22 protein-coding genes and 1 riboswitch are annotated in these 23,262 nt (G+C 46.9%); of the genes, 8 read left to right on the top strand and 14 right to left on the bottom strand.

The genetic code is table 11. The features are described 5' to 3' along the window. Window positions 1-92: 92 nt before the first annotated feature. The 4 genes from AC1MEO_RS07885 to AC1MEO_RS07900 form a co-directional block, all read right to left on the bottom strand. On the bottom strand, window positions 93-1,079 hold the full coding sequence (locus AC1MEO_RS07885) for a class I SAM-dependent methyltransferase (protein ID WP_480335431.1): 987 nt from the start codon (window positions 1,077-1,079) through the stop codon (window positions 93-95). Next, window positions 1,076-2,383, bottom strand: coding sequence for an FAD-dependent oxidoreductase (locus AC1MEO_RS07890; protein ID WP_480335432.1), 1,308 nt, complete (start codon window positions 2,381-2,383; stop codon window positions 1,076-1,078). Before AC1MEO_RS07890 ends, AC1MEO_RS07885 begins: the two co-directional genes overlap by 4 nt. A 110-nt stretch (window positions 2,384-2,493) precedes the next feature. Further along, a complete protein-coding gene (locus AC1MEO_RS07895; protein WP_480335433.1) occupies window positions 2,494-3,405 on the bottom strand; it encodes a pseudouridine-5'-phosphate glycosidase in 912 nt (303 codons plus the stop codon). After that, window positions 3,402-4,496 (bottom strand): carbohydrate kinase, encoded by a 1,095-nt coding sequence (locus tag AC1MEO_RS07900; protein WP_480335435.1) that lies wholly within the window; start codon window positions 4,494-4,496, stop codon window positions 3,402-3,404. Before AC1MEO_RS07900 ends, AC1MEO_RS07895 begins: the two co-directional genes overlap by 4 nt. A 147-nt stretch (window positions 4,497-4,643) precedes the next feature. Here AC1MEO_RS07900 and AC1MEO_RS07905 point away from each other — a divergent pair, with 147 nt between their 5' ends. From AC1MEO_RS07905 to AC1MEO_RS07920, 4 genes are all read left to right on the top strand, one after another. Beyond that, entirely contained in the window at window positions 4,644-5,876 is a 1,233-nt protein-coding gene (locus AC1MEO_RS07905) for an aminopeptidase (protein ID WP_480335436.1), read from the top strand. 85 nt (window positions 5,877-5,961) lie between these two features. Further along, window positions 5,962-6,102 carry a hypothetical protein gene (locus AC1MEO_RS07910; RefSeq protein WP_480335437.1) on the top strand — a complete coding sequence of 47 codons (141 nt, stop codon included), beginning with the start codon at window positions 5,962-5,964 and terminating at the stop codon, window positions 6,100-6,102. A gap of 181 nt (window positions 6,103-6,283) precedes the next feature. After that, window positions 6,284-7,291, top strand: coding sequence for a rod-share determining protein MreBH (mreBH, locus tag AC1MEO_RS07915; RefSeq protein WP_480335438.1), 1,008 nt, complete (start codon window positions 6,284-6,286; stop codon window positions 7,289-7,291). A 516-nt stretch (window positions 7,292-7,807) separates the two neighbouring features. Further along, a complete protein-coding gene (locus AC1MEO_RS07920; RefSeq protein WP_480335440.1) occupies window positions 7,808-8,374 on the top strand; it encodes a beta-class carbonic anhydrase in 567 nt (188 codons plus the stop codon). Window positions 8,375-8,381: 7 nt separating this feature from the next. On the opposite strand, the gene AC1MEO_RS07925 is transcribed toward AC1MEO_RS07920, so the two are convergent. The 3 genes from AC1MEO_RS07925 to AC1MEO_RS07935 all read right to left on the bottom strand — a co-directional run bounded on the left by AC1MEO_RS07925 (window position 8,382) and on the right by AC1MEO_RS07935 (window position 11,300). Beyond that, on the bottom strand, window positions 8,382-8,864 hold the full coding sequence (locus tag AC1MEO_RS07925; RefSeq protein WP_480335441.1) for a DinB family protein: 483 nt from the start codon (window positions 8,862-8,864) through the stop codon (window positions 8,382-8,384). An 86-nt stretch (window positions 8,865-8,950) separates the two neighbouring features. After that, window positions 8,951-9,499, bottom strand: coding sequence for a GNAT family N-acetyltransferase (locus tag AC1MEO_RS07930; protein ID WP_480335443.1), 549 nt, complete (start codon window positions 9,497-9,499; stop codon window positions 8,951-8,953). Between the two features lies 1 nt (window position 9,500). Then, complete coding sequence (locus tag AC1MEO_RS07935) at window positions 9,501-11,300, bottom strand: M3 family oligoendopeptidase (RefSeq protein WP_480335444.1); 1,800 nt, start codon at window positions 11,298-11,300, stop codon at window positions 9,501-9,503. 193 nt (window positions 11,301-11,493) lie between these two features. Here AC1MEO_RS07935 and AC1MEO_RS07940 point away from each other — a divergent pair, with 193 nt between their 5' ends. Continuing rightward, the gene (locus AC1MEO_RS07940) at window positions 11,494-12,228 is read left to right on the top strand and encodes a TspO/MBR family protein (protein WP_480335445.1); all 735 of its coding nucleotides are present in this window, start codon (window positions 11,494-11,496) and stop codon (window positions 12,226-12,228) included. A 126-nt stretch (window positions 12,229-12,354) separates the two neighbouring features. Here AC1MEO_RS07940 and map read toward each other — a convergent pair whose 3' ends face one another. Then, on the bottom strand, window positions 12,355-13,107 hold the full coding sequence (gene map / locus AC1MEO_RS07945) for a type I methionyl aminopeptidase (protein ID WP_480335446.1): 753 nt from the start codon (window positions 13,105-13,107) through the stop codon (window positions 12,355-12,357). 134 nt (window positions 13,108-13,241) lie between these two features. Next, on the bottom strand, window positions 13,242-13,817 hold the full coding sequence (gene thiT, locus AC1MEO_RS07950) for an energy-coupled thiamine transporter ThiT (RefSeq protein WP_480335448.1): 576 nt from the start codon (window positions 13,815-13,817) through the stop codon (window positions 13,242-13,244). A gap of 98 nt (window positions 13,818-13,915) precedes the next feature. Next, a riboswitch (TPP riboswitch) is annotated at window positions 13,916-14,013 on the bottom strand. Between the two features lie 147 nt (window positions 14,014-14,160). On the opposite strand from thiT, the gene AC1MEO_RS07955 reads away from it, so the two are divergent. Next, window positions 14,161-15,234: a M20 family metallopeptidase gene (locus tag AC1MEO_RS07955; RefSeq protein WP_480335450.1), complete on the top strand. Its 1,074-nt coding sequence runs from the start codon at window positions 14,161-14,163 to the stop codon at window positions 15,232-15,234. Window positions 15,235-15,300: 66 nt separating this feature from the next. Further along, on the top strand, window positions 15,301-15,450 hold the full coding sequence (locus tag AC1MEO_RS07960) for a hypothetical protein (RefSeq protein ID WP_480335451.1): 150 nt from the start codon (window positions 15,301-15,303) through the stop codon (window positions 15,448-15,450). Between the two features lie 234 nt (window positions 15,451-15,684). Here AC1MEO_RS07960 and AC1MEO_RS07965 read toward each other — a convergent pair whose 3' ends face one another. The 4 genes from AC1MEO_RS07965 to AC1MEO_RS07980 all read right to left on the bottom strand — a co-directional run bounded on the left by AC1MEO_RS07965 (window position 15,685) and on the right by AC1MEO_RS07980 (window position 20,730). Further along, a complete protein-coding gene (locus tag AC1MEO_RS07965; protein ID WP_480335452.1) occupies window positions 15,685-16,596 on the bottom strand; it encodes an SGNH/GDSL hydrolase family protein in 912 nt (303 codons plus the stop codon). 12 nt (window positions 16,597-16,608) lie between these two features. Then, window positions 16,609-17,838, bottom strand: a complete 1,230-nt coding sequence (locus tag AC1MEO_RS07970) for an aminopeptidase (RefSeq protein ID WP_480335454.1) — start codon at window positions 17,836-17,838, stop codon at window positions 16,609-16,611. Continuing rightward, window positions 17,835-18,995 (bottom strand): DEAD/DEAH box helicase, encoded by a 1,161-nt coding sequence (locus AC1MEO_RS07975; protein ID WP_480335455.1) that lies wholly within the window; start codon window positions 18,993-18,995, stop codon window positions 17,835-17,837. The genes AC1MEO_RS07970 and AC1MEO_RS07975 overlap by 4 nt, the downstream gene beginning before the upstream one ends. Before the next feature lie 265 nt (window positions 18,996-19,260). Further along, window positions 19,261-20,730 carry an MDR family MFS transporter gene (locus AC1MEO_RS07980; protein ID WP_480335456.1) on the bottom strand — a complete coding sequence of 490 codons (1,470 nt, stop codon included), beginning with the start codon at window positions 20,728-20,730 and terminating at the stop codon, window positions 19,261-19,263. A gap of 174 nt (window positions 20,731-20,904) precedes the next feature. Between AC1MEO_RS07980 and AC1MEO_RS07985 the strand changes: the two genes are divergently transcribed. Then, window positions 20,905-21,765 carry a TetR/AcrR family transcriptional regulator gene (locus tag AC1MEO_RS07985; RefSeq protein ID WP_480335457.1) on the top strand — a complete coding sequence of 287 codons (861 nt, stop codon included), beginning with the start codon at window positions 20,905-20,907 and terminating at the stop codon, window positions 21,763-21,765. A gap of 33 nt (window positions 21,766-21,798) precedes the next feature. On the opposite strand, the gene AC1MEO_RS07990 is transcribed toward AC1MEO_RS07985, so the two are convergent. Then, window positions 21,799-23,247 carry an amidase family protein gene (locus AC1MEO_RS07990; RefSeq protein ID WP_480335458.1) on the bottom strand — a complete coding sequence of 483 codons (1,449 nt, stop codon included), beginning with the start codon at window positions 23,245-23,247 and terminating at the stop codon, window positions 21,799-21,801. Between the last annotated feature and the right edge of the window lie 15 nt (window positions 23,248-23,262).

The raw sequence follows: 23,262 nt of genomic DNA on the forward strand, positions 1-23,262 counted from the left end.
AGGTTCTTGGGTCATAAGCCAACCCGGCTGTGCGGCTGAAAACACGCCGCTTCGCCGGTCTGTCTTATGCCTGTCGAACCTTAACGGCTTCCTCAGCTTTTCTTTTCATACTGCACAATATACCAGCCGCCTTCTTTTATGACGGTTTGGATGCTGAGCAATTCGAGTCCTGCTTGCTCTCCCCACTGGGCCAATTCTTCGCGTGTCGGCAAGCGGTAGAGGTTATCGAATGATGAGAAGAAACTGTTGAAGACATTGGCGAATGGCGGACTGTCGCTGTCTCCGGCGATAGGTGTCACAACGGACAGAATGCCCTGGTCTTTGATCCAGCTGGCCAGTTCGGTGAATAGCTCCTGGCGTTTTTCGAGGTCGATATAGTGGATGACGTTGTTCATCATGACCATGCCTTGTTTTTCGGCAGGTTTGTATTGCCACAGGTCGGCATTTTCGATTGTAATGTTTTCATTTTTTTTAGTGAGAGTTTTTGCAACTTCCGTTACAGATGGGCTGATTTCGATTCCGGTGAAATGCGTCTTTGGAAAGCGCTCGGCTAATTTCTTGATATAGCCGCCTTCTCCGCAGCCGATATCCAAGACCGTATCCACATCTTTTCCTTTCAGGCGCCTGGACATTTTCGGCAAAGCCAGGACTTCCAGCAATCGGCTCGTTTCAGCCACGGTGGCTGCATGTTTTTCTTCATCGAAGTGCAATCGTTCCTGTTTCCGCATCATATCCGGGTAACTCAGCAAAGTCGGAATATGTAATTCCATCATTTCCTTCAACAGGACGCCCGAGGAGTTATTGCCTTTTGGTTTAGGCAGTTTCCAGGCATTCGAGATTTTGTATCGGTTTCTTCCCGCTCTTTTCAGGTGGCCGATCGATACCCCAACACTTACCCATTGGTTCAGCAAGTCTTCATCCAATTGCAGGGCATCTGCCACATCGAATTTCGTGACCGGGCGTTCGAAGGCCTTGAACAGATCCAATTCATAGCCGACATAGGCATGCCAGCTGTATAGAAAAGGTTCATTGCGTTTTAAGTACATTCTGGCTTTAAACATTTTCATAACATCTATCATTGGAGTCCCTCCGCTTTCCATGGATAATCTTCTTCCGGGGTGTAATACTTCAATTCTTTCGTGTTTTTTGTCAAATCTTTCATGCGCACGGGCATGATGCCTCCTTGAATAAATCGGTCGCGGAAATTCTCCTTCCACATTCCAAGTCCGGAAACGTTCAGCATTTGTTTAAAGTGGAGAATCGGGTCTTCCTCCATGCGCTCAAATGTCCGCTGGCGGATATAGCTCACCGTTTTGAATGGAAACGAATAAGCGAGTGCTGCCAGATGGCTGAGCTGAATCACATGGTCTGCCCGTTTATAGCGTACTATTTCATACCATGTCAAATTACTGGCGTTCTTTTTTCCCTGCTCGAACATATCCGCAGTCAGCTCCCCGAGTATGTCGGCATCCTGGATCGCCATATTCATACCTTCTCCAGCCATCGGATGAACGGCATGGCTGGCATCGCCAATGATGGCCTTATTCCCCTTGACATAGGAATCGGCATGGTACATAACGGGAATCATCAATTGAATCTTTTTCCAATCCGTCAATTTCTGCACATAACCCTCCACTATAGGAGCTAAATCGGTATACAATTTATGGAAATGGCTGATCGGTTTTTCTTTTAATTTCTTATAGTCACCCGGTGGAATCAAATAAACGCTTCGGACCTGGCTATCAGGCAACGGGAAAAGGCCAAGGAAGCGGTTGTAGGTGGAGATGATTTTGCCGTCCGTGAAGTCTTCAGCACGCGGAAATGTGACCGTCAGAAAATGATGATTGTAGGTGGTTTGCTTGACTTCAATTTCCATTGCTTTTCGTGTAACGGAGGAGCGCCCTTCGGCCCCAAAGAAAAAATCCGCTTCCACTTCAAATTTCTCTGTTCCTTTTTGAAGCAAAGCGGTTTTTTCTCCATAGCCTTTGCAGGCAGTCCCTTTCAGGTAATGGAAATTTTCGTATTCGCTGGCCGCTTTTAGAATGACGGACTTCAGTTCTTCGTGGTGCATCATATACGCCGCATTGTATTTGCCCGGCAGCACACTGTAATCCATGAATGATTGGTCTTTCACTTGCAGAGAGCTCGAAAGTTCGAGCATATCCAAAACTTTAATTTCATTTGAGCGGTCACATATTTTTTTGTATATGCCAAGACCGTCAAATATCTGCATACTTTTTGGCTGCAGGAGCTCTCCCTTATAGGTAGGTGCTTTGGCAGCCATCCGTTCGGCGAGAACCACATCGATTCCACGCTGCACCAATTTCAATGCGAGCGTCAATCCACCGATTCCACCCCCACCGATGAATACGTCAGTTTTCATCTGCTTCACCCCTTGTTTCTCCTTACCCTACCTTTAGGAGACTGAAAACCCATTAAACCTCTCCAACAAAAAAAGAAGCCCACGAATGGGCTTCTTTTCACAATTTGTACTTAAAGTTTGTTATAAGCTACAGCGAGCTCGGCTCCTACTTTTGCGTTGTGCTTAACGAGTTCGATATTCGCGACCAAGCTTTTTCCTTCTGTTAACTCTTTAACTTTTCCTAATAGGAAAGGTGTCACTTCTTTACCGGAAATGCCATTTTCTTTTGCTTCAGCCATCGCCTGGGCGATGATGCCGTTGATGAAAGACTCTTCGAGTGCATGCTCTGCAGGAATCGGATTGGCGATGACTGCTCCGCCTTTGATTCCCAAATCCCATTTCGCTTTCAGGACTTGAGCCAGTTCATCTGCATCGTTGCTGCGGAATGTCAGCTCAAAACCACTTGAGCGGGTATAAAAAGCAGGCATTACATCTGTTTGGTAGCCAATTACCGGTACACCTTTTGTCTCCAGGTATTCCAATGTCAGGTTGATGTCCAAAATCGATTTTGCACCCGCGCAAACAACAGCAACTCCGGTGTTCGAAAGTTCTTCCAAATCTGCTGAGATATCCATCGTCGTCTCAGCGCCTCTGTGCACCCCGCCGATGCCGCCTGTAGCGAAAACACGGATGCCTGCAAGCTCTGCACAGATCATCGTCGCTGCGACGGTTGTAGCACCGATTTTTTTGGTGGCGATCAATTGGCCGATATCTCTTCTTGATACTTTGGAAACGCCTGGGCTGTTGCCAAGCAATTCCAATTCTTCTTCAGACAATCCAATTTTGATCTTGCCGTCCATAATGGCAATCGTTGCCGGCACTGCTCCATTGTCACGGATAATCTGCTCCACCATACGAGCCGTTTCAACATTCTGCGGATACGGCATGCCGTGCGAAATGATGGTCGACTCAAGTGCCACGATCGGTTTTTTGCCCTCTAGTGCCTGCTGTACTTCAGTTGAATAGGAAATCATTGATGTCATTGTAATTCCTCCAGTTCTTTTTGTAGTTGGACTGCTGTCAATTCATGGCGGACAGTCGCATTGCTTTCCAGGGTTTTTGCTGCATTGACCATGCCTGAATGGATGACGGATTCAAATTCCTGCCCATCCATGACGCTGTGGACAAGGGCACTGGAAAACGCATCGCCTGCACCCGTTACATCGGCCACATGGTCGACTTGCATAGAATGGTAATGGCGGATGCCGGCAGAATTACCGGCTATCGCCCCTTCTTTTCCACTGGTGATGACCACCGCTTCAGCTCCCTGGTCCAAAAGGCGTTGTGCTGCCTGATGCCAGTCTTCTATTGAATCAATGGGCATTTGAAGATACTTGCTTGCTTCATCCCGATTCAGGATCAGCCAGCTGATTCCGGTCAAGTCTTTGCTTAACCGATCCATTTTCGGCGCGGATACCGGGATAACCGCCAGTGGTATTTTATTGGCGAGAGCCAATTGCCGAACATATTCCACCGTTTCCAGCGGACAGTTCAAATCGATGACGAGAAAAGCAGCTGACAATAACGTACTGTCATTTTTAGAGACGAGATCTGGCGTCAGGGAATCGTAAATTTTCATATCAGCCATCGCCAGCAGCATCTCACCATCCGGTTCTAAAATCGCTGTATAGGTTCCTGTCGAAAGGCCATCAACAACTTTTGTCAATTCAGTCGACATGAAGGAACTCGAAGCCGCTTCAATCAGGTTCCACTCGGGATCGTTGCCGACAATCGACAGCAGCTTGACTGAATGGCCGAGCCGCCCTAAATTTTCGGCAACGTTCCTGGCAACTCCACCGACGCTCCCGGAAACAGACGCCGGATTGGAGGTGCCCATCTGCGCCGGACGATCCATCAGGAACTTCCGGTCGACATTGGCGCCACCGATGCAAACAACTGTTTTTTCTTCCGGCAGCACATAAGCGCGCCCTAAAATTTTTCCTTGGCGCATCAGATTGGAAATAAAATTGGCCAGCGATGGCCTGGACATATTCAACCGTTCCGCCATTTCCTGCTGGGACAAATATGGATTTCGACGGATCAATTCCAGTACTTCCACTTCTTTTTGGTTCATGCAAACACCTCCGTTCAAACATTTGTTTAAATCATAAACTTTTATAACAATAAAAGCAAGGAAAATAATATTTCGAATATCGTTATAAATCATTGCAGGCTATGACTGAAAATTGCTACTATAGAAGAGATGAGAGGAGAGATTCAATTGACATCTTTTAACGAAAAATTAACCCGCTACGCTGAACTGGCTGTAAAAGTGGGGGTAAATATTCAACCTGGACAGCAGCTTTACATTGCTGCTGCCATCGAGGCTGCACCATTGGTCCGTTTGATTACACAAAAGGCTTATGAGACAGGGGCTAAGCAAGTCTATGTCGACTGGAATGACGATGCCGTTTCACGACTGCGTTTTGAATTAGCGCCAGAAGACTCGTTTTCTGACTACCCTGCCTGGAAAGTACAGGAACGCGAGCAATTGGCAGAACAAGGCGCTGCTTTCATCAGCGTCGTGTCACAAAGCCCTGACCTATTATCTGGAATCGACTCGAAACGCATTGCCGCTTCACAAAAAGCGACTGGCCAGGCGTTGAGCAAGTATCGCCAATACGTCCAATCCGATAAAATCAGCTGGACGGTCATCGCCGCTCCTTCTGAAAAATGGGCGGCTAAAGTATTCCCGGACGTGCCGGCAGGCCAACAAATAGATACATTATGGGATGCGATTTTCAAAGCAGTACGCGCAGACCTGGACCAGCCGATTGAAGCATGGACTGAACACGACGGCTTGCTTCACACGAAAGTTGATTACCTGAACGGCAAAAAGTATGCGAAACTGCATTACACGTCACCAAAAACTGACCTGGAAGTCGCTCTTCCAGATGGCCATTTATGGTGCGGGGCCGGATCGATCAATGAAAAAGGCGATGCTTTCATGGCGAATATGCCGACTGAAGAAGTTTTCACCGTTCCTCATAAAACAGGTGTGAATGGCTATGTTTCAAGCACGAAACCATTAAGTTATGGCGGCAACATCATCGATGACTTTAAAGTGACATTCAAGGACGGGAAAATCATCGAAGTGACAGCGGCCCAAGGCGAAGAAGTCCTGAAGCAACTGGTCGCAACAGATGAAGGTTCACATTTCCTGGGTGAAGTGGCATTAGTGCCTCATAAATCGCCGATTTCCGATTCAAATATTTTGTTCTACAATACCCTGTTCGACGAAAATGCCTCAAACCACTTTGCTATCGGAAGCGCTTACGCATTTTGTATCGAAGGCGGCAAGACCATGTCTCAAGAAGAGCTCTTGAAGAATGGCTTGAACCAAAGCATCACGCATGTAGACTTCATGGTGGGCTCTTCGGAAATGGACATCGATGGCATCTTGGAAGATGGCACGCGTGAACCGATTTTCCGCGGCGGCAACTGGGCATTCTAAGTATCGATAATTCGACACTTATTTTTTGCTTCAAAATCATGTATACTTAAAATTGATAATTACAGTTTAGAGAGGAGTTATCATTATGATTTATGGCGTTACTGTTACACTTGGCTTTATGGTCGTAATTTTCATGTTTTTCTTCACCCTTCTCCATTTCCTAGGGAAAGAGCTGCATACGCACGATGCAGAACATGTAGATCCAATGCCTAAAGAAAAATACTAAACCATAAAAGACCGGCTTCTTCATTGAAGCCGGTTTTTTATTTTCAGTTCTATAAGCCGGACCAAAAATAAATGTTTTATCCATTTCTCTTGTACTTTAGGTCCCTTCGGCTCTTTCGCTCACTGTTCTATAATGGTAAAATCCGAACTAGTCAGCGTCTTTACATAGGAGGAATTCACGTATGTTTTCTGCAATAGATATTGGTATCGATTTAGGAACTGCAAATATATTGGTTTATACAAAATCAAAAGGCATCATTATAAACGAACCATCAGTGGTGGCCTTGGATGCAAAAACACGGGCTGTCCTGGCCATTGGTGATGAAGCAAAAGCGATGCTCGGCAAAGCTCCAGATTCCATCCTGGTCATCCGCCCCTTAAAAGACGGCGTCATTGCAGATTTCGATGTTACCCGGGACCTGTTGAAAATCATTATGCAACGAGCAGCAAAACAGCTCGGAAGCGCATTTCGCAAGCCCAATGTTATGGTTTGCACACCTTCTGGAGCCACAACAGTTGAACGCCGCGCGATTCACGATGCGGTAAAGCAGAGCGGCGCGAAGACTGTTCACCTGATCGAAGAAACTGTGGCGGCAGCTATTGGAGCAGACCTGCCGATCAGTGAACCGGTCGCCAGCGTCATTGTGGACATTGGCGGAGGCACCACGGAAGTCGGCATTATTTCCTTTGGCGGAGTGGTGTCTTCAAATACGGTCAAAGTAGCAGGCGACCGTATGGACGAAGATATCATTCATTACGTCCGCAAACAGTATAATGTTCTGATTGGCGAGCGCACCGCAGAAAACATCAAAAAGGAAATCGGCTATGCCCCTGTTCCCCACGAAGTCGAGAACATGGAAATCCGCGGCCGCGACATCATGACCGGCTTGCCGAAAACCATCTCGTTGAGTTCCCTTGAGACACAGGAAGCGCTAAAAGAATCCTTATCCGCGATTTTGGAATGCATCCGCGCGACTTTGGAAAATTGCCCGGCTGAATTGTCCGGAGACATGGTCGACCAGGGTGTCGTCATCTCAGGAGGCGGCGCCTTGCTGAAAGGCATGCAGGAATGGCTGTCAAAAGAAATTTCGGTCCCTGTCCATATCGCACCTCAGCCGCTCGAGTCTGTCGCCATTGGCACTGGCTTGTCTCTCGGCATGATCAAACAGTTAGAGAAAATGTCGAGGTGAACCGAAAAGCGGAAGCAGCCGTTTAGCCCCGACAAGCGCTGGAAGCCTGACCGGTAATGGCGTTCGTTGCCATTGCTGGTCAGGCTGAAGCGACTCGAGGGGCTGGCTGCTGCAGCTGGACAACACCGAAAAGCGGAAGTGCCCGTTCAGCTCTGACAGGTGTAAGATGAGCTGGCGAAGCGGCATGTTTTCAGCCGCACAGCCAGATCGGCTTACATCCCGAAGAGCTGGGCACTGCAGCTGGACAACACCGAAAACCACAAGCCCCAAACAGAAGAACTGAAGATAACTCGAAACAATCGGGGCTGTCTTCAGTTTTTTAAATCCCCAAAATTCACGAAAGAATCTATGTCGCTTTCCCTACTCCTTGTTCTATAAAAGGCAAGCGCTTATTATCTTAGCAAGGACACGGAATGACTTTATTACTAATTTTCTGTACTTCATTTGTTTCAATTCGTATTTTTCAGAAATTTAGATTAAACTTAAATGGTATCAGTTGATGAGGGGGAAGCATAAATGGCTTTATTAGATGAAATTTTGGAGTATAACGAAGATTTTGTGAAGGAAAAGCGTTACGAGGAATTTATCACCACCAAATTTCCTGACAAAAAAGTTGTCATTCTGACATGTATGGATACACGTCTTTTTGAAATGCTGCCAAAAGCGATGAATTTTAAAAATGGCGATATCAAAATCGTCAAGAGCGCAGGGGCTGTCATCAACCACCCATTCGGCGGCATCATGCGGAGTTTGCTTGTCGCTGTCTATGAGTTGAATGCAGACGAAATTTATATTATCGGACACCATGACTGTGGGATGTCTTCCATTAAACCTCATGAGATGCTTGAGAAGATGAAAAAACGCGGTGTGGACGAGAAGACCATCGAGATGATGGAGTATTCCGGAGTTGATCTGGAAGGCTGGCTCCGCGGCTTTGATAATGTGGAAGAAAGTGTTGCGCACAGTGTCAATATGGTCCGCCACCATCCGTTGCTGGACCCTACTGTTCCTGTCCATGGCCTGGTCATCGACCCAACCACAGGAAAGCTTGATGTTGTCATCAATGGAAACGAAAACCGCTGAGAAATTCTCAGCGGTTTTGTTTTTGGAAATAGATATAATCGAGCGGTATCCCCTCTTTGCCGAATTGACGGAGGAAAGACGTAATTTGCCCTCTATGGTAGCTGCCGTGATTGACAAAGGTGAACAGCATCTCTTCACGAGACGTTGAAAAACCATCGCCCCGCATATTTTGGTAATCGAGTGTCTCCTGCCATTGTTGTGGGGACAAAGAAGCGAAGTATAATTCCATTTCAGCATGCAACAGCATAAAAGCTTCAATTGCCTTTTCTGTTGTCGCCACATCGAAATGTTCAAACGCAGGCTTTGCTACGCCATTCATTCGAAGCAGCCACAACTTTTCCACTCCGATGACATGAGCAATTGTTTCCTTGATTGAAGCAAATGAATTTGCCCCTTCCCTTTGGTAAAGCTCTTCGCCAAAGGTTTGAACATGTTCTAAGCAGGCCAGTGTCGCCCATTTATGATAAGAGAACAGTTTGTCTGTATTCATATTTACGCACCTTCCTCTGCTTTTATTCACGTTTCAAACCAGCGTTGCATTTCTTTCCACCATTTTTTATAGGTGGCCTTGCCCTTTCAAAACTCGTCTTCAATCATGGCATAGTAATAATGGTCTTTCCATTCGCCATTGATGTAAAGAAACTCTTTCAGCAAACCTTCCTGGCGAAATCCGGTCTTCTCCAATACCCGGATGGATCCGACATTCTCCGGAGAGACATAAGCTTCGATCCGGTGGAGCCGGAGCTGTTCAAACCCGAATGTGATCATCAGCCTTACCGCTTCCGTAGCAATGCCCTTGCCGACATAGACCTCATCGATCGAGTAACCGACCAAAGCGCTTAAAAATGGCATCCGTTTCACACTGTAGACGGAAATATGGCCTATCAGCTTATTGGTGTCATGTTCAAAGATCCCCACGCTGTATTCCCGGTTTTCCCTCGCCTGGTAAATCGACTCCCGAATTTTTTCACGCTGAACGGCTGCTGAAAAATAACTGTCCCGGTGCCGTGGTTCGTACACAGACCAATAATCCCGGTTTCGCAGCAGCAATTGCATCATTTCTTCTGCATCTTCAATCGCCAAGCTGCGCAGGTAACAGGTCTGTCCCTCGAAAAGCAAGTTCATATCATACCTCAGCAGATGTCAGCGAAATAAATTCCTTGGCATCCTGGACACATAAAGCGATTCCTTTTTCCCAGAACGCCTGTTGTGTAATATCTTCGCCCAAATGCTTCATTGCCAAGTCTTCTGCTGACATCACTGCTGTATCCCGAAGCAAAGCCATATATTTTTCTTCAAAGCCTGTTCCTTCCTCCAACGCTTTTGCATACACGCTCAAAGAGAACAAATAACCGAAGGTATACGGGAAATTGTAAAATGGCACATAGGTGATATAAAAATGCAGCTTGGATGCCCAGAAATGCGGATGCGTCGAAGCCAATCCGCCTGCGAATCCTTCTATTTGCGCCTGTTCCATCAATTCGTTTAATCGGCTTGCCGGAACGACACCGTTTTTACGCTCTTCATAGAAACGGGTTTCAAAAAGGAAACGCGAATGGATATTCATAAAGAACGCCACACTGCGTTGGACTTTATCTTCCAACAAAGCGATTTTCTCTTCTTTGGACTGCGCATTTTTCACCGCTGCATCCGCCACAATCATTTCAGCGAAGGTAGATGCGGTTTCTGCCACATTCATCGCGTATGACCGGTTCAACGAATGGACTGGACGCAGCGCATAGGTATGGAACGCATGCCCGAGTTCGTGTGCCAAAGTCGCCACATTGGACATCGATCCGCTGTAAGTCATGAAAATACGCGACTCCTCGCTCAACGGCAAACCGGTACAAAATCCACCTGGCCGTTTATTCGGACGGTCTTCTGCTTCGATCCAGCCTTTTTCGAATGCCTGCTGGGCAAACTGCTCCAATTCCGGACCGAATTTCCCGAATTGCTGGAGAATGAATTCCGCTCCTTGCTGGTAGCTAAACTGCTGGGTGCTTTCCGTTACCGGCGCATCCACGTCATACCAATCCAGTCCGTCTTTGCCGAGCAGTTTTCCTTTTTGATCCAAATAATCGACGAATGGCTGCTTATTTTTGCTGATAGCCCCCCACATGGCGTCCAATGTTTCCTGTTTCATGCGGTTGATATGCAACGGTTCCTGCAATGGATTGTCCCATCCGCGCTTTTTATAGGTTTCCAGACGGAATCCAGCTATAGAGTTCAAGGTTTTTGCAAAAAACTCTTCTTTATCTGTCCATGCCTCTTCCAATTTTTCATAGGATTCCTTACGGACCATTGCATCTTTATGGGAGCTCAAGTTATTCGCTTGCCCAACCGACAGCACTTTTGACTCGCCGTCTACAGTGACCGTCACGCTGATTTCTCCGACCAGCATATCGTACAATTGGCTCCAGCTATGATAACCATCGATGCTTAACGCAGTGATCAGGTTTTCCTCTTTTTCAGAAAGCAGCATCTTCGCTTCTTCACGCCATTCATTCAACACAAATGTGAATTCACGCAACGGCTCTTCGTTCAGCAGCTCTGCCCATACACCTTCTTCAGTCTTCGACAGGTCCTGCTGGATTTTCTGAAAAGAGTTTTGGAAACGGGCAGATAGTGAGGAAGCTTCGCTTTCCAAAATGCCTGCTTTTTTATCCTGGGTGTTCTGGGCCATCAGACAGCCGATAAATGCACCTGATTGGCTCAGATGCCGCATTATATGGCTCATCTGTTCAAGCAAGCCAGCCACTTTTAGGGCATCTTCTTTTGCAGCCGGTACTTTAAATTTATGGACCAGCTCTTCAAATTGAGAAAGCTTCGTTACTGCCTCGTCCATATGCAGGCGCAGCTCCTGTGATTCGCTGCCTCCTGGAAATAGTGTCTCCAAATCCCAAATTTCCGAAAATTTAACCGTCATGATATTGCCCCCTGGTAAACTTAATTTTCTAAAAACACTTATTAGTATATCATTTTTCTTTCTTGAACCGGAACAATATTCCACTTCCTTGTATAACACTTCACCTTATCGCCATTTTTTGGAGATTTTTTGGAAACGGATAATTGTTGATTGAAACGGCTACCGTTATACTGAAAAGAAGGAGGGATTTCGTATGATTCGTATTTTGCTTATGACAATTGCTTTCATTGCTGTGATTGTCATGAATACTTTAGCAAACACCTTGCCGCTGAATGGCCAAACCACAGGCGAAATATCCAATCGGCTTCTGGTCCTGTTTACGCCAGCCGGTTATGTATTTTCAATTTGGTCCATCATCTATCTTTTATTGGCTGTTTGGATCATCGCTTTCTGGGTGCGGTTAAGAAAGGGAGAAACTCCCTCATCCAAGATTGCCTTATTTTTCATTTTAAGCTGCCTTTTCAATATCACTTGGCTTCTTTTGTGGCATTATGAATTCTTTGCCTGGTCAATCGTTGCAATGCTCGGCTACCTGGTGGCATTGATCGCCCTTTATCTGCAATACAGCAATTCAGATAGAAAGATTACTGAACGGCTGCCGATTTCAGTTAACATGGGTTGGATCAGTGTCGCAACCATCGCCAACATCAGTTTTGTCCTGACTTATTATAATTGGAGCGGCTGGGGACTCAGTGACCAGCTATGGACGGTGATCATGCTGACAGTCGCGACTGCACTTGCTTTGCACATCCGCTTCCATCATGCGGACATCCCCTTTGCTTTGGTCTTCATTTGGGCATTCATCGGAATTGCTGTTAAGCACGGAACAGATGAAATGCTGGTGACAACGGCTGCCCTTTTCCTGAGCGGCGTCATTTTAACCGGTATTCTGCTGATTAAAAAAAGAACTGCTCCGGCAGTTCAGTAAAACTGTGGACAACTCGTTTCTGACGAGCTCGTCCACAGTTTTTTTATTGCCAGACTTTGATTACAAACTGAATAATAAAAAGGATCCGGCAAATGATCCGGATCCTTGGAAATTTTTAAAAAATCATTATTTATTCAGTTTGGTCAACAGGATCGGTTCGCCTTTGGTAACAAGTACAGTATGCTCGATTTGCGCCACCAATGACTGATCTGGCGTGATGAATGTCCAGCCATCTCCCGATTCTATGATGTGCTCGGCCTTTTGTGAGATAAACGGCTCTACTGCCAGCACCATGCCTTCTTTCAGGATGGTCGTCTCCCATGCATCATAATAATTCAGGATGTGCTGAGGAGCTTCGTGCAGCGATTTGCCGATGCCATGGCCAGTCAGATTTTTAATGACAAACAAGCCCTGGTCTTTCGCTTCACGTTCGACTGCCTTGCCGATTTGATTGAGTTTCGCACCGGCTTTGACTTTTGTCATCGCACGGTCAAAGGCCGAAGCTGCCGCTTCACAGATTTTTTCCTTGTCCGCATGCCCTTCGCCTACCACAAAGGAAATGCCGGTATCCGAGAAAAATCCTTCGTATGAGCCAGAAACGTCGATATTGACGATATCCCCGTCCTTGATTACGCGATCGCCCGGAATGCCGTGCGCCACTTCTTCATTGACGCTGATGCAGGTGAATCCAGGAAAATCGTATTCTGATTTAGGGCCGGAAACGCCGCCCAGCTCTTCGAACAATTTGCCGCCCAATTCGTCGATTTCTTTCGTAGTGACTCCAGCTTTGGTAGCTGCTTTCATCGCTTCCCGAATTTCAGCCACCATTTGGCCGGCTTTTTTTAACATTTCAATATCTTGTTCAGTAGTTGCTATCATCAATGAACCTTCTTTCAAGATTTTCTATTCAAGAATTATACCACAAAATCAAACCACAGGCTCCTGACCCGTTTCAACAAATCCGAAAAACTGATCATAAAAAAGAAGGCTGTCCAGGGACAGCCTTCTGAATTTCAAGCTTCCGCATCCACCAATTTCGGTGCCGCCGCAAAAAGCGCAGCACAGACAAAGGCAGCGAGCAGGAACACCGGAATCATATACGTGGCATTGTAGACCGCCGAGTAGATGACCACATTGCCTTCCGCAAACATGCCGAAGAACAGGATGCCTGTAATGACATGCACGAGATAGCGCAGTACAGAAGCAATCAGCACTCCCATTACGATAGCTGTCAGCATCTTCCCAGTCAGCTTGGCATGTGCATACTGCAGGTATTTTGTACGCATGATACCCGCAAGCCCTACGACTCCATATGCCAGAAGATAATCCAATATGACCTGCATGACGACGAAACCGAACGACAAAGGTGCCACCGAGATAAACCCGGACACAATCTGCAGCAGCCCGACCAGAATTCCAGTCAGCACTCCGGCACCGACGCCTCTTCTAAAAGCGATCAAGACAATCGGAATCATCACCAGGCTGACTGAACCGCCTTGAGGCATGCGGAACGAGATAAAGTCCAATACAAATCCAAGAGCTGCGAAAATAGCAATTTCCATCATTAACAATACTTTTTTATTTCTCATGACTTCCTCCTTCAATGTGTTATGCACATCACCAGAAGGGCCGTGAATAAAACCATATAAAAAACGACGCCAGGACAGAGCCTGGCGCCGTTGTAAAGGCCGGTTTCCATCCACATCCCTGCGCAAGTATTAACTTACAGGTTCAAAGGGTAAGAACAGATGTTCACTCTCAGCAAAAGCTCCCCTTGTGGTGTATACAGATATTTATCAATCACCTGTATTGTACACAAGGCTTCTCTTTTATGCAAGGCTGTTTTAAGATAGCCAGAAAGGGTAAAGAAGTGAATAATAAAGTTAGTTGAAAGGTGGTGGAGGCAGCCGAGATTCTGGGCTAGCCGAAAATATGATTGAGTTGTTAAAAGAAATGATTAAAATCCAAAGTGATACCAAGGAAGGAGCCAATGAAGCTCTTCTTTTTTGTGCCGATTGGTTAAAGGAAAAAGGCGAAACCGTCACTGTCCATGACAATAAAGGCTATCTGATGCTGACCGCAGCTAAAGGGCAAGGCACAGAGACGATTATTTGGAATGGACATGTCGACGTCGTTCCAGGCCACAAGGAACAATTTGTGCCAGTCGAGGAACAGGACCGGATCTATGGCCGCGGCGCTGCTGACATGAAAGCCGGTGTTGCGGCGATGATGCAGGCCTTTATCGAGTTGGACAGCTCCAGCTTAGAACGAACCGTGCAGCTGCATATCGTTACCGATGAAGAAATTGGTGGGCGCAATACATCCAAGTGGCTGGTTGAACAAGGCTTCCATGGCGACTTCGTCATTTGCGGCGAACCTACCGGATTAAAAGTCGGACTGCAATCCAAAGGCATCCTGCGGATGGATATGACGTTCAAGGGCAAACCTGCCCACGGCAGCCGGCCTTGGGAAGGCATCAACGCCATCGAATCCGCGATGAAGTTCCATATGGCTATCGCAGATCTGCCTTTCCGGAAAGAATCAACGGAATATTACGAGCAGCCTTCTGTCAACCTGCCCATCATTAAAGCAGGAGACCGCTATAACGTTGTTCCTGAAATTTGCGAAATGTCCTACGATATCCGCTTTATGCCGGGACAGGATAAAGATGAAATCGTCCGCCAACTAGTGGAATTGGCTGATAAGTTGAATGTCGATATGGACTATAAAGCATCAGGATCCACTCCGGCCCTGACAACAACAAAAGAAAATCCGTATATCCAAAGCCTCCAAAAGGCGATTCTAGATACCACTGATCAGGAACCTGTTTTATTCGGCCAACATGGCGCGGCAGATACGCGCTATTATGCAGCAGTGACCGGCGGTGAAGGAGCCATAGAATTCGGCCCGAGCGGCGATGACTGGCATGGCAACGCTGAATATGTAACGATTTCAAGTGTCCATGCATACAAGGATATCCTTTTAGCTCATGCACAATCTGCTTAAACAGGTTTGCATTCTGCAAAAATCGGGAAAGCAACAATAACTACCCTCATGAATGGAGAGATTTAAATGGCAATTGGAAGACTATTGAAATCTGCGATAAAATATGGCCCCATCGCATACCCGATCATCCGCAAAGTATTGAATAAAAGAAAACAAGGCAAGGCTGGACAACCAGCTTCTACAAAACAACCTACTACGCGTGGGAAAAAACGCTAAAATAAAAACGTTCCGGCATCTGTATGCCGGAACGTTTTTTTATGGATTAAGAAATTAGCTTATATTTCACGGGAACTTGCGCTTGTCGGGGCTTAACGGCTGCTTCCGCTTTTCTTTGTCCAGTTGCAAGCGCCTAGCTCTTCGGGTCATAAGCCAACCCAGCTATGTGGCAAAGAACGCCACTTCGTTGGTCTGTCTTATGCCCGGCAGAGCTACACGGGCGCTTCCGCTTTTCTAGATATAAGGCATTGCTTCTCTTAATGCAAAGTAACCGGTTGGACTGCTTTCAGATGGACGCTGTGCGGTTTCTTCAGAGTCGCTCTCCTCTTGATCTTCCTGCTCCTCTTGATCCTGCGCTTCCATGATCTGTTCGAAAGACAATGGATTCGGAGCCGGCAATTCCAGATCCTCAACCGTCCAGGCTTCCTGGTATTCATCGAAGAACGCATTCGCCATCGCCTGGTAGCCAGCGGCATTCGGGTGGACATCGGATGGATTCGGAACCTTATCCACTGCATTTCCACCAAATGGCTTGTCTACCGAGACAAACACGGCTCCTGCTTTATCTGCAGACTGCCTAAGAATGGCATTGAGTCTATCAAGCTGTTTAGCGGTCCCCGTTTTTTGGCTGTCACGGACATGCGGATAGGCAAAATAATAACCCATTACATAAACCGTTGCGTCCGGAGATTGCTCTGTAAGCTCGGCCAAAACCAGATCCATATTCTTTCTTGCTTCGTTGAGCGCAAAATCTGCCTGAACTTGCTGGAACGTCAAAGATCCCTGCGCTGCATCATTCTGCACCAGACGCAGCAAGTCATTCGCACCTGCCGATACGGTAATAAGATTGGCGGATGCCAGAACTTCCTTCGCTTCATCGGTTTGGATGCTGTCTAAAACATCAGCCGTTGTAAAGCCCGGAAACGCCAGGTTTTTCGAATAGAACGCGACGGGCTGGTTGCGCGACAGCTCTTGAGCAATCAAATCCGCATAGCCTGCATCTATTTGGCGTTCAGGCGTCTGCCCTGCTGCCAAGGAATCACCGATGGCCACATATGCTGCAGGAATTTGGAGCTCTGCCTGTGCAGAAGCCGATCCGCTGAACAGTAGAAATCCCGCCATTGCCGAAATCCAATACTTCTTCATCTCCATCACCTCTTAGAATGCCCAGTTTCCATTTCGGAAGATAGGCTCTTTTGAACCATCTGCTGCGATGCCGTCAATGTCCATATTTTCACTGCCGATCATAAAATCTTCATGGACAATCGAAGTATTCAGTCCTATCGCTGCCAATTGATTGCGCTCCAGATCACGTGCCCCTTCGTAGCAGGTAGGATAAGAATCGCCGATTGCTAAATGATTTGAAGCATTTTCATCAAACAAGGTATTGTAGAATAGGATATTCGAATCGGAAATTGGAGAATGATGCGGCACCAGTGCCACTTCCCCCAAATAAGCCGCGCCTTCATCCGTATTGATCATTTCATTTAGAAGTTCTTGCCCTTTTTCCGCTTTGGCCGAAACAATTTTCCCTTTTTCAAAAGTCAGCGTAAAGCCGTCAATGACGTTGCCCTGATAAACCAGCGGCTTTGTATTGCGGACCGTGCCGTCCACTCCATGTTTTAAGGGTACTGTGTAAACTTCCTCTGTCGGCATATTGGCGATGAATGGATTGCCTTGAGGCGTTTTTGACGCGCCGGACATCCAGATATGCTTGTCGGGAAGTTCGATTGTCAGTTCTGTACCGGGAGCGCTATATTGCAGTTTCACATATCGCTTATCATTCAACTGGGAAGCGCGCTGTTCCAACAAAGCGATATGGTTTCTCCATGCTTCCACGGCATCTCCTTCACCGATGCGAACCGTTTTGAAAATGGATTGCCATAAGGCCTCTACTTGTTTTTCGGCCGGTAGATCGGGAAATACTTTTTGTGCCCATTTTGGCGACGGCATCGCGACGATCGACCAAGCCACTTTGTCTGTTCCAACTGCTTGGCGGTAACGCTCTAACGCTTTTCCGGCAGACTTTTGCGAATCAGCCAGACGTTTCGCAGGAATTCCCGTCAATAAATCCGGATCTTCTGCATCAATCCATAAGAAAGAACCGCCTGTGTTGATCACTTCATCGCGCTGGACGACGGACCATTCCGGATAGTCCTGAAATGCCTCATCGGGTGCCAGTTCGAAATGCGTCCGCGTCAGCATAGGATCTTCGTAATTGACCTGTACCCGTTTCGCGCCTGCTTCGTAAGCTTTTTTAACCACAATGCGTGTAAATTCAAGTGTATCAGTCGTGGTATTGATGACCACTAATTGCCCTTTTTGAACATTCAATCCAACATATACCGTCAATTCAGCATATTGTTCGAGTTTCTCTTGGAAATTCATCGTTTATTCCCCTTTGCCGCGATGGTTTTACTCGATCCTTCAATCAGTTTTCCGCCATGGATTACTTTTTGAACCGGTTTAGAAGGCAATTCTTTGGTGAATTTTTTGTAATGGCGTTCATCTGCGTAGGCTAACAAGGTCAATACTTCGCCATCTGCTCCAGCTCTTCCGGTTCTGCCTGAACGATGCAAGTACTGCTCGACCGTTTGGGGAACATCCACATGAATAACATGCGTCACTTGGTCGATATCCAATCCGCGGGCTGCCACTTCTGTCGCAATCAACACGGCTACTTCTCCTTTTCGGAAAGCATCCAATGCTTTTTTACGCTCATCTTTCTTCATTTCAGAATGCAAGGTCACGATTTTCGCATCACGGAACTTCAATTTATTTTCCTTCATCAGCAACTGGTCCAAGTTATTGACAAATGCCAACCCCTTCATGCCTGGGATATGCGATATGCCTCGCAGCATTTCGGTCTTGTCCCGCTCGTCCACTTTAATGAATGAATGCGTCACTTTCCCGAACATCGGAAGATCCTCTGCAGTCACTTGCAAACGTGTCGGATGCTGCATCAAACGCTCCGCCACCAATTCTATCTCTTCTGTAATTGTAGCTGATACCAGCACTAATTGACGTTCATGTTGGGTTTTTTCAATCAAGTCTTTCATGATGCCCCGGTGTTCGCGTGCCATCAGCTGGTCGCCTTCATCCAAGACCAGAATTCCAATTTCATGCATTTTCAGTTTTTTGGTTTTCACCAATTCATTTAGGCGTCCTGGTGTACCCACTACTATGGTCGGCTTTTTCTTGAGCTTATCCAATTGTCGCTGGATGTTTGCTCCACCAATCAATTGAGTGACTGTCACATCTGTTCCTTCTGTCCATTCACGCAACACATTGACGATCTGCATGGATAATTCCTGTGACGGAGCCACGATCATTGCCTGGATCGCCTTTTTTTCCGGATTGACACGCTGCAATATCGGCAATACATAAGCTAAAGTTTTACCCGAGCCTGTCGGAGATTCTGCAACGATATCATTACCTGCCAACATCTCCGGAATCATCTGTTCCTGGATCGGCATAGCCGTTTCAAATCCAGCCTTTCCCCATTTTCCCTGCCATATCGGGCTTAATTCTTTTATAAAAGTCATTTGCGATTCCACCTTCTTTTCAATGCTATAAGTGTACCATATTAGCTGTTTTAGCGCCTTTTTTGAATCAAGAAAAGCGCAAGCAGCCGTTAAGCTCCGACAAGCGCTGGAAGCCTTGCCGGTAATGGCGTTCTTCAGCCATTGCTGGCATGGCTGAAGCGACTCGAGGAGCTGGCTGCTGGAGTCTGGACAACAAGAAAAGCGCAAGCAGCCGATGCACACAAAAACCAAAAAACCAGACCCATAAACGGCCTGGTTCAATGACTTATTCAGTTACTTCTTTTTGTCTATAGACGATTTCTTTCTCCGCTTCAGTTACCGGCCGAACCGGCTTCTTGATGAAGAACGCCAAGACAAGCGCCACTAACGCGATAAATGTAGAAACGAAAAACGAGAAGTTGATGCCGTCAAGCATCGCAATATTCATGATGCTTTCAGGAGCCACACCACTCGCCGCCAGCTCTTTCGCTGTCGACTCAGTCCGTGTATTCATGATGGTAATCAGGAAGGCGGAACCGACAGCACCTGCTACTTGCTGCAAGGTGTTATTGATTGCGGTTCCGTGCGGATAAGCTTTCATCGGCAAGGTGTTGAGCCCATTCGTCATAACAGGCATCATCACCATCGAAATGCCGAACATACGCAAAGTATAAATCAACATGATACTGACATAACTGGAATCCATACTTAATTGGCTAAACATAAATGTTGTCAGCACCACAATCGCCAGACCGGGAATAGCGAGTACTTTTGCGCCAAACCGGTCGAAAAGCCGACCGGTGACCGGCGACATGAAGCCCATGACCAAAGCACCCGGCAGCATCAGCAAACCAGAGTCAATCGGCGAAATGCCCTTGATGGTCTGGATATAGATCGGCATCAGGATCATCGCTGAGAACATCGACATGGAAAGGGCGATGGAAATAGCGGACGATAAAGCGAACATCGGGTATTTATAGATCCGGATTTCAAGCAGCGGCTCCTCCAACTTCAACTGGCGCAGGCCGAAGACGATCAGTGAAATCACACCGATTGCAATCGTCACCACAACGACCGGATTGCTCCACCCCAATGTGCCAGCAGAGCTGAAACCGTACAACACACCACCGAATCCTAAACTTGAAAGCGCAAGAGAAGCTTTATCAAGCGATATTTCCCGGTTCTGGAAGGTCAAGTTCTTTAATTTGAAAATTCCTAGAGCAAGTGGAATCAATGCTACCGGCAAGACGATCCAGAAAAGCACACGCCAAGAATAATGTTCGACGATAAATCCAGAAAGAGTTGGTCCGATGGCTGGTGCAACGACCATCACCAATCCGAATACCCCCATTGCCGATCCGCGTTTTTCAACTGGGAAAGCTGCAAGCATGACATTCATCAGCAGCGGCATCATCAATGCAGCACCAGAAGCCTGGATCATTCTTCCGATCAGTAAAACACTGAACACTGGCGCTACTGCAGCCAACAATGTGCCGAGCGCAAACAGCGACATCGCCACAATGAAAATCGAACGGTTTGAATAGCGTTGAATGAAAAAGGCACTGGCCGGAATCAAAATTCCGTTTATCAGCATATAACCCGTCACGAGCCATTGCGCTGTAGAAGCATCAATATCGAGGTCTATCATTATTTCAGGCAATGCAATATTTAATAAGGTCTGGTTAAAAATCGCTACGAACGCTCCTGTAAAGAGAATTGCGATTATGCCATAAGGTGTTTTCTTCTGTTCTTTCATCTTTTTGTTTCCTCCGTAAATACTACTTTATATTTTTTTCTGTTTCTCCATTCCATTATTTTATACTGCCTGTATACTTTTTTCAAGTTTTTTGCTGCACCCTTTATAAAACATTGATATAAAAGCGTTTTCAAGTTATAATGAGAATAGACTAACGGTATAAAGGTGAGGTTAATGAATCCTAAAAAACAACAGATCCTAAACGCGGCCTATGAGCTTTTCATCAACAAAGGCTATAACTCTTCTTCTATACAAGACATCCTGGATGAAGCCAATGTATCAAAAGGAACTTTCTATAACTATTTCAGTTCTAAAGCCGAATGCCTCATGGCAATTATGGAATCCATCGGCAGTGAGATCCGGCAACGGCGGATGGCAGCAGCTGTTGGAGTGGCAGCCAACGACCCTGAAGTTCTGGCCGAACAATTGTATATCCGAATAAAGCTTAACCTTGAAAAAAACCTGTTTTCTCTTTACGAAAGCATCTTCTATTCACAGGAGCCCGAATTAAAATCATTTTCCATCAAACAATACTCTTTGGAAATGGAATGGATTTCTTCACGGATCATAGATGTTTTCGGCAAGGAGGCAACTCCATATGCACTGGAAAATGCGGCCTTCGTCCATGGCTATGTTCAGCAGCTCATTCATCTATGGCGTCTTGTTTCTACGGAGGAGGTGCCCGCAGACAAACTTTCTTCTTTCGTCATCCGACGCCTGCAGGCCACCATTGCCCTTCAGATAGCGGCAAAAGACACGTTTATCGGAAATTTGAAATTACCACTGGCCACCTCCGCTGATAACGTCAGCCTGAAGGAGCTTTCTGCCCTGCTGGAAACCTATACAAAGAAACTGAAAAACCACGAAAATATCCAGCAGCTGGTATATTTTCTGTCAACAGAACTGGCATCGGAAAGTCCAAGAAAAGCTTTGATTGAAAGTGTCCTCACTTCACTGGCCCACGACGACTTGATCGAATCTGAACTGTCGATCATGATTGAGCAAGTATGGAAGCATTTAAGCGACATCACATAAAAAGAGCGAAGCCCCTCACAGGCTTCGCTCTTTTTATGGTTTGCGCCGTCCATCGACGGCTTGTTCAAACGCATAAGCATATTCAATTAAAGCGGGCTCACTGAATGCCTGGCCGGCAAACGTGATGCCGAAGGGTTCTCCTGATCCACTCCAGCCAAAAGGCACCGTAATCGACGGGAAACCAGCGGCCGCTCCGATATTGCAGCCGAAATCCTGCGGCAGTACGAGTGCATCCACACCGATATTCTCCAGTACGCTTTTCATGCCGCGCTCAGCTGCCAAAAAACGGTTGCGTTCCAGCGCTTCCACGTACTCCCGTTCTGTCAGCATGCCCGTCATTCCATTGGCTTGTTCGAGCAGATTTTGGCCAAACTTCAGCATCTTTTCAGGGTGTTTGTTATTGAATGCAATGACATCATCCAATGAACGGATCGGCTGGTTCGGATTTGATTTTGCCAGGTAGGCATTGAGATTCGCCTTGAACTCATGCAGCAGCACCGCAAACCCCAAATCCTCCTGGTGGACGCCCAGATCGACGTCATCTATGATTTCCGCACCGCAAGCACGCAGCGCATCGAGTGCTTTTTCAAAAAGAGCGGCCTGCTCGTCTTTGATTTCCTTGAACAGCGCTCTGGCTACCCCGAGTTTTACGCCTTGAAGCCCATCTCCTTTTAAATGCTTGGCCCAATCATAGTTTTCGAATGGCGCTGCAAAAACAGTGCTGACGTCTTCTGGATCAACGCCGATGATGGCTCCAAAAAGCGCTGCAGCATCAGCGACCGTCCGCGCCAAAGGCCCCGGAACATCCTGTGTATGCGACAGCGGAATAATGCCGGTCCGGCTGATTAGGCCGACAGTTGGCTTGATGCCGACCAAACTATTCTGCGCAGCCGGATTGATGATGGACCCGGATGTCTCTGTCCCAATCGCCCCCGCCGCCAAATTCGAGGCGATAGCGGCGGCAGAACCCGAACTTGAACCGCCCACATCAAATGCGCCGTATGGATTTTTCACTTGGCCGCCTCTCGAACTGTAGCCGTTGGTCATTTTATCCGACATGAAGTTGGCCCATTCCGTCATATTGGTCTTGCCAAGAATCACCGCTCCTGCCTGCCGAAGCTTTTCCGCCACTTTGGCATCCCACAGCGCATAATGGTCCTTCAGCGCCAATGATCCAGCACTGGTATGCATCTTGTCATAGGTGTCTATATTGTCCTTGATCAGGATCGGAATGCCATGCAGCGCGGAACGCGGCCCTGTTTGCTGCCGTTCAAAATCAAGTGCCTGAGCTGTCAGCAACGCATCCGGATTCATTTCAAGGACAGCTTGTGTATTCTTATCCCGCAAGGAAATGTTTTCCTTATACATCAAAACCAGTTCTTCGGAAGTCAGCCTGCCGCTAGCCATCTGTTCCTGCATTTCAGCAATCGTCAGTTCATCCAGCCGTTCCCGGCGATAATCCTCCAAATTTTTATTGTGCATGTATTTTCCTCCCAT

Source organism: Planococcus sp. BI3 (assembly GCF_056680115.1).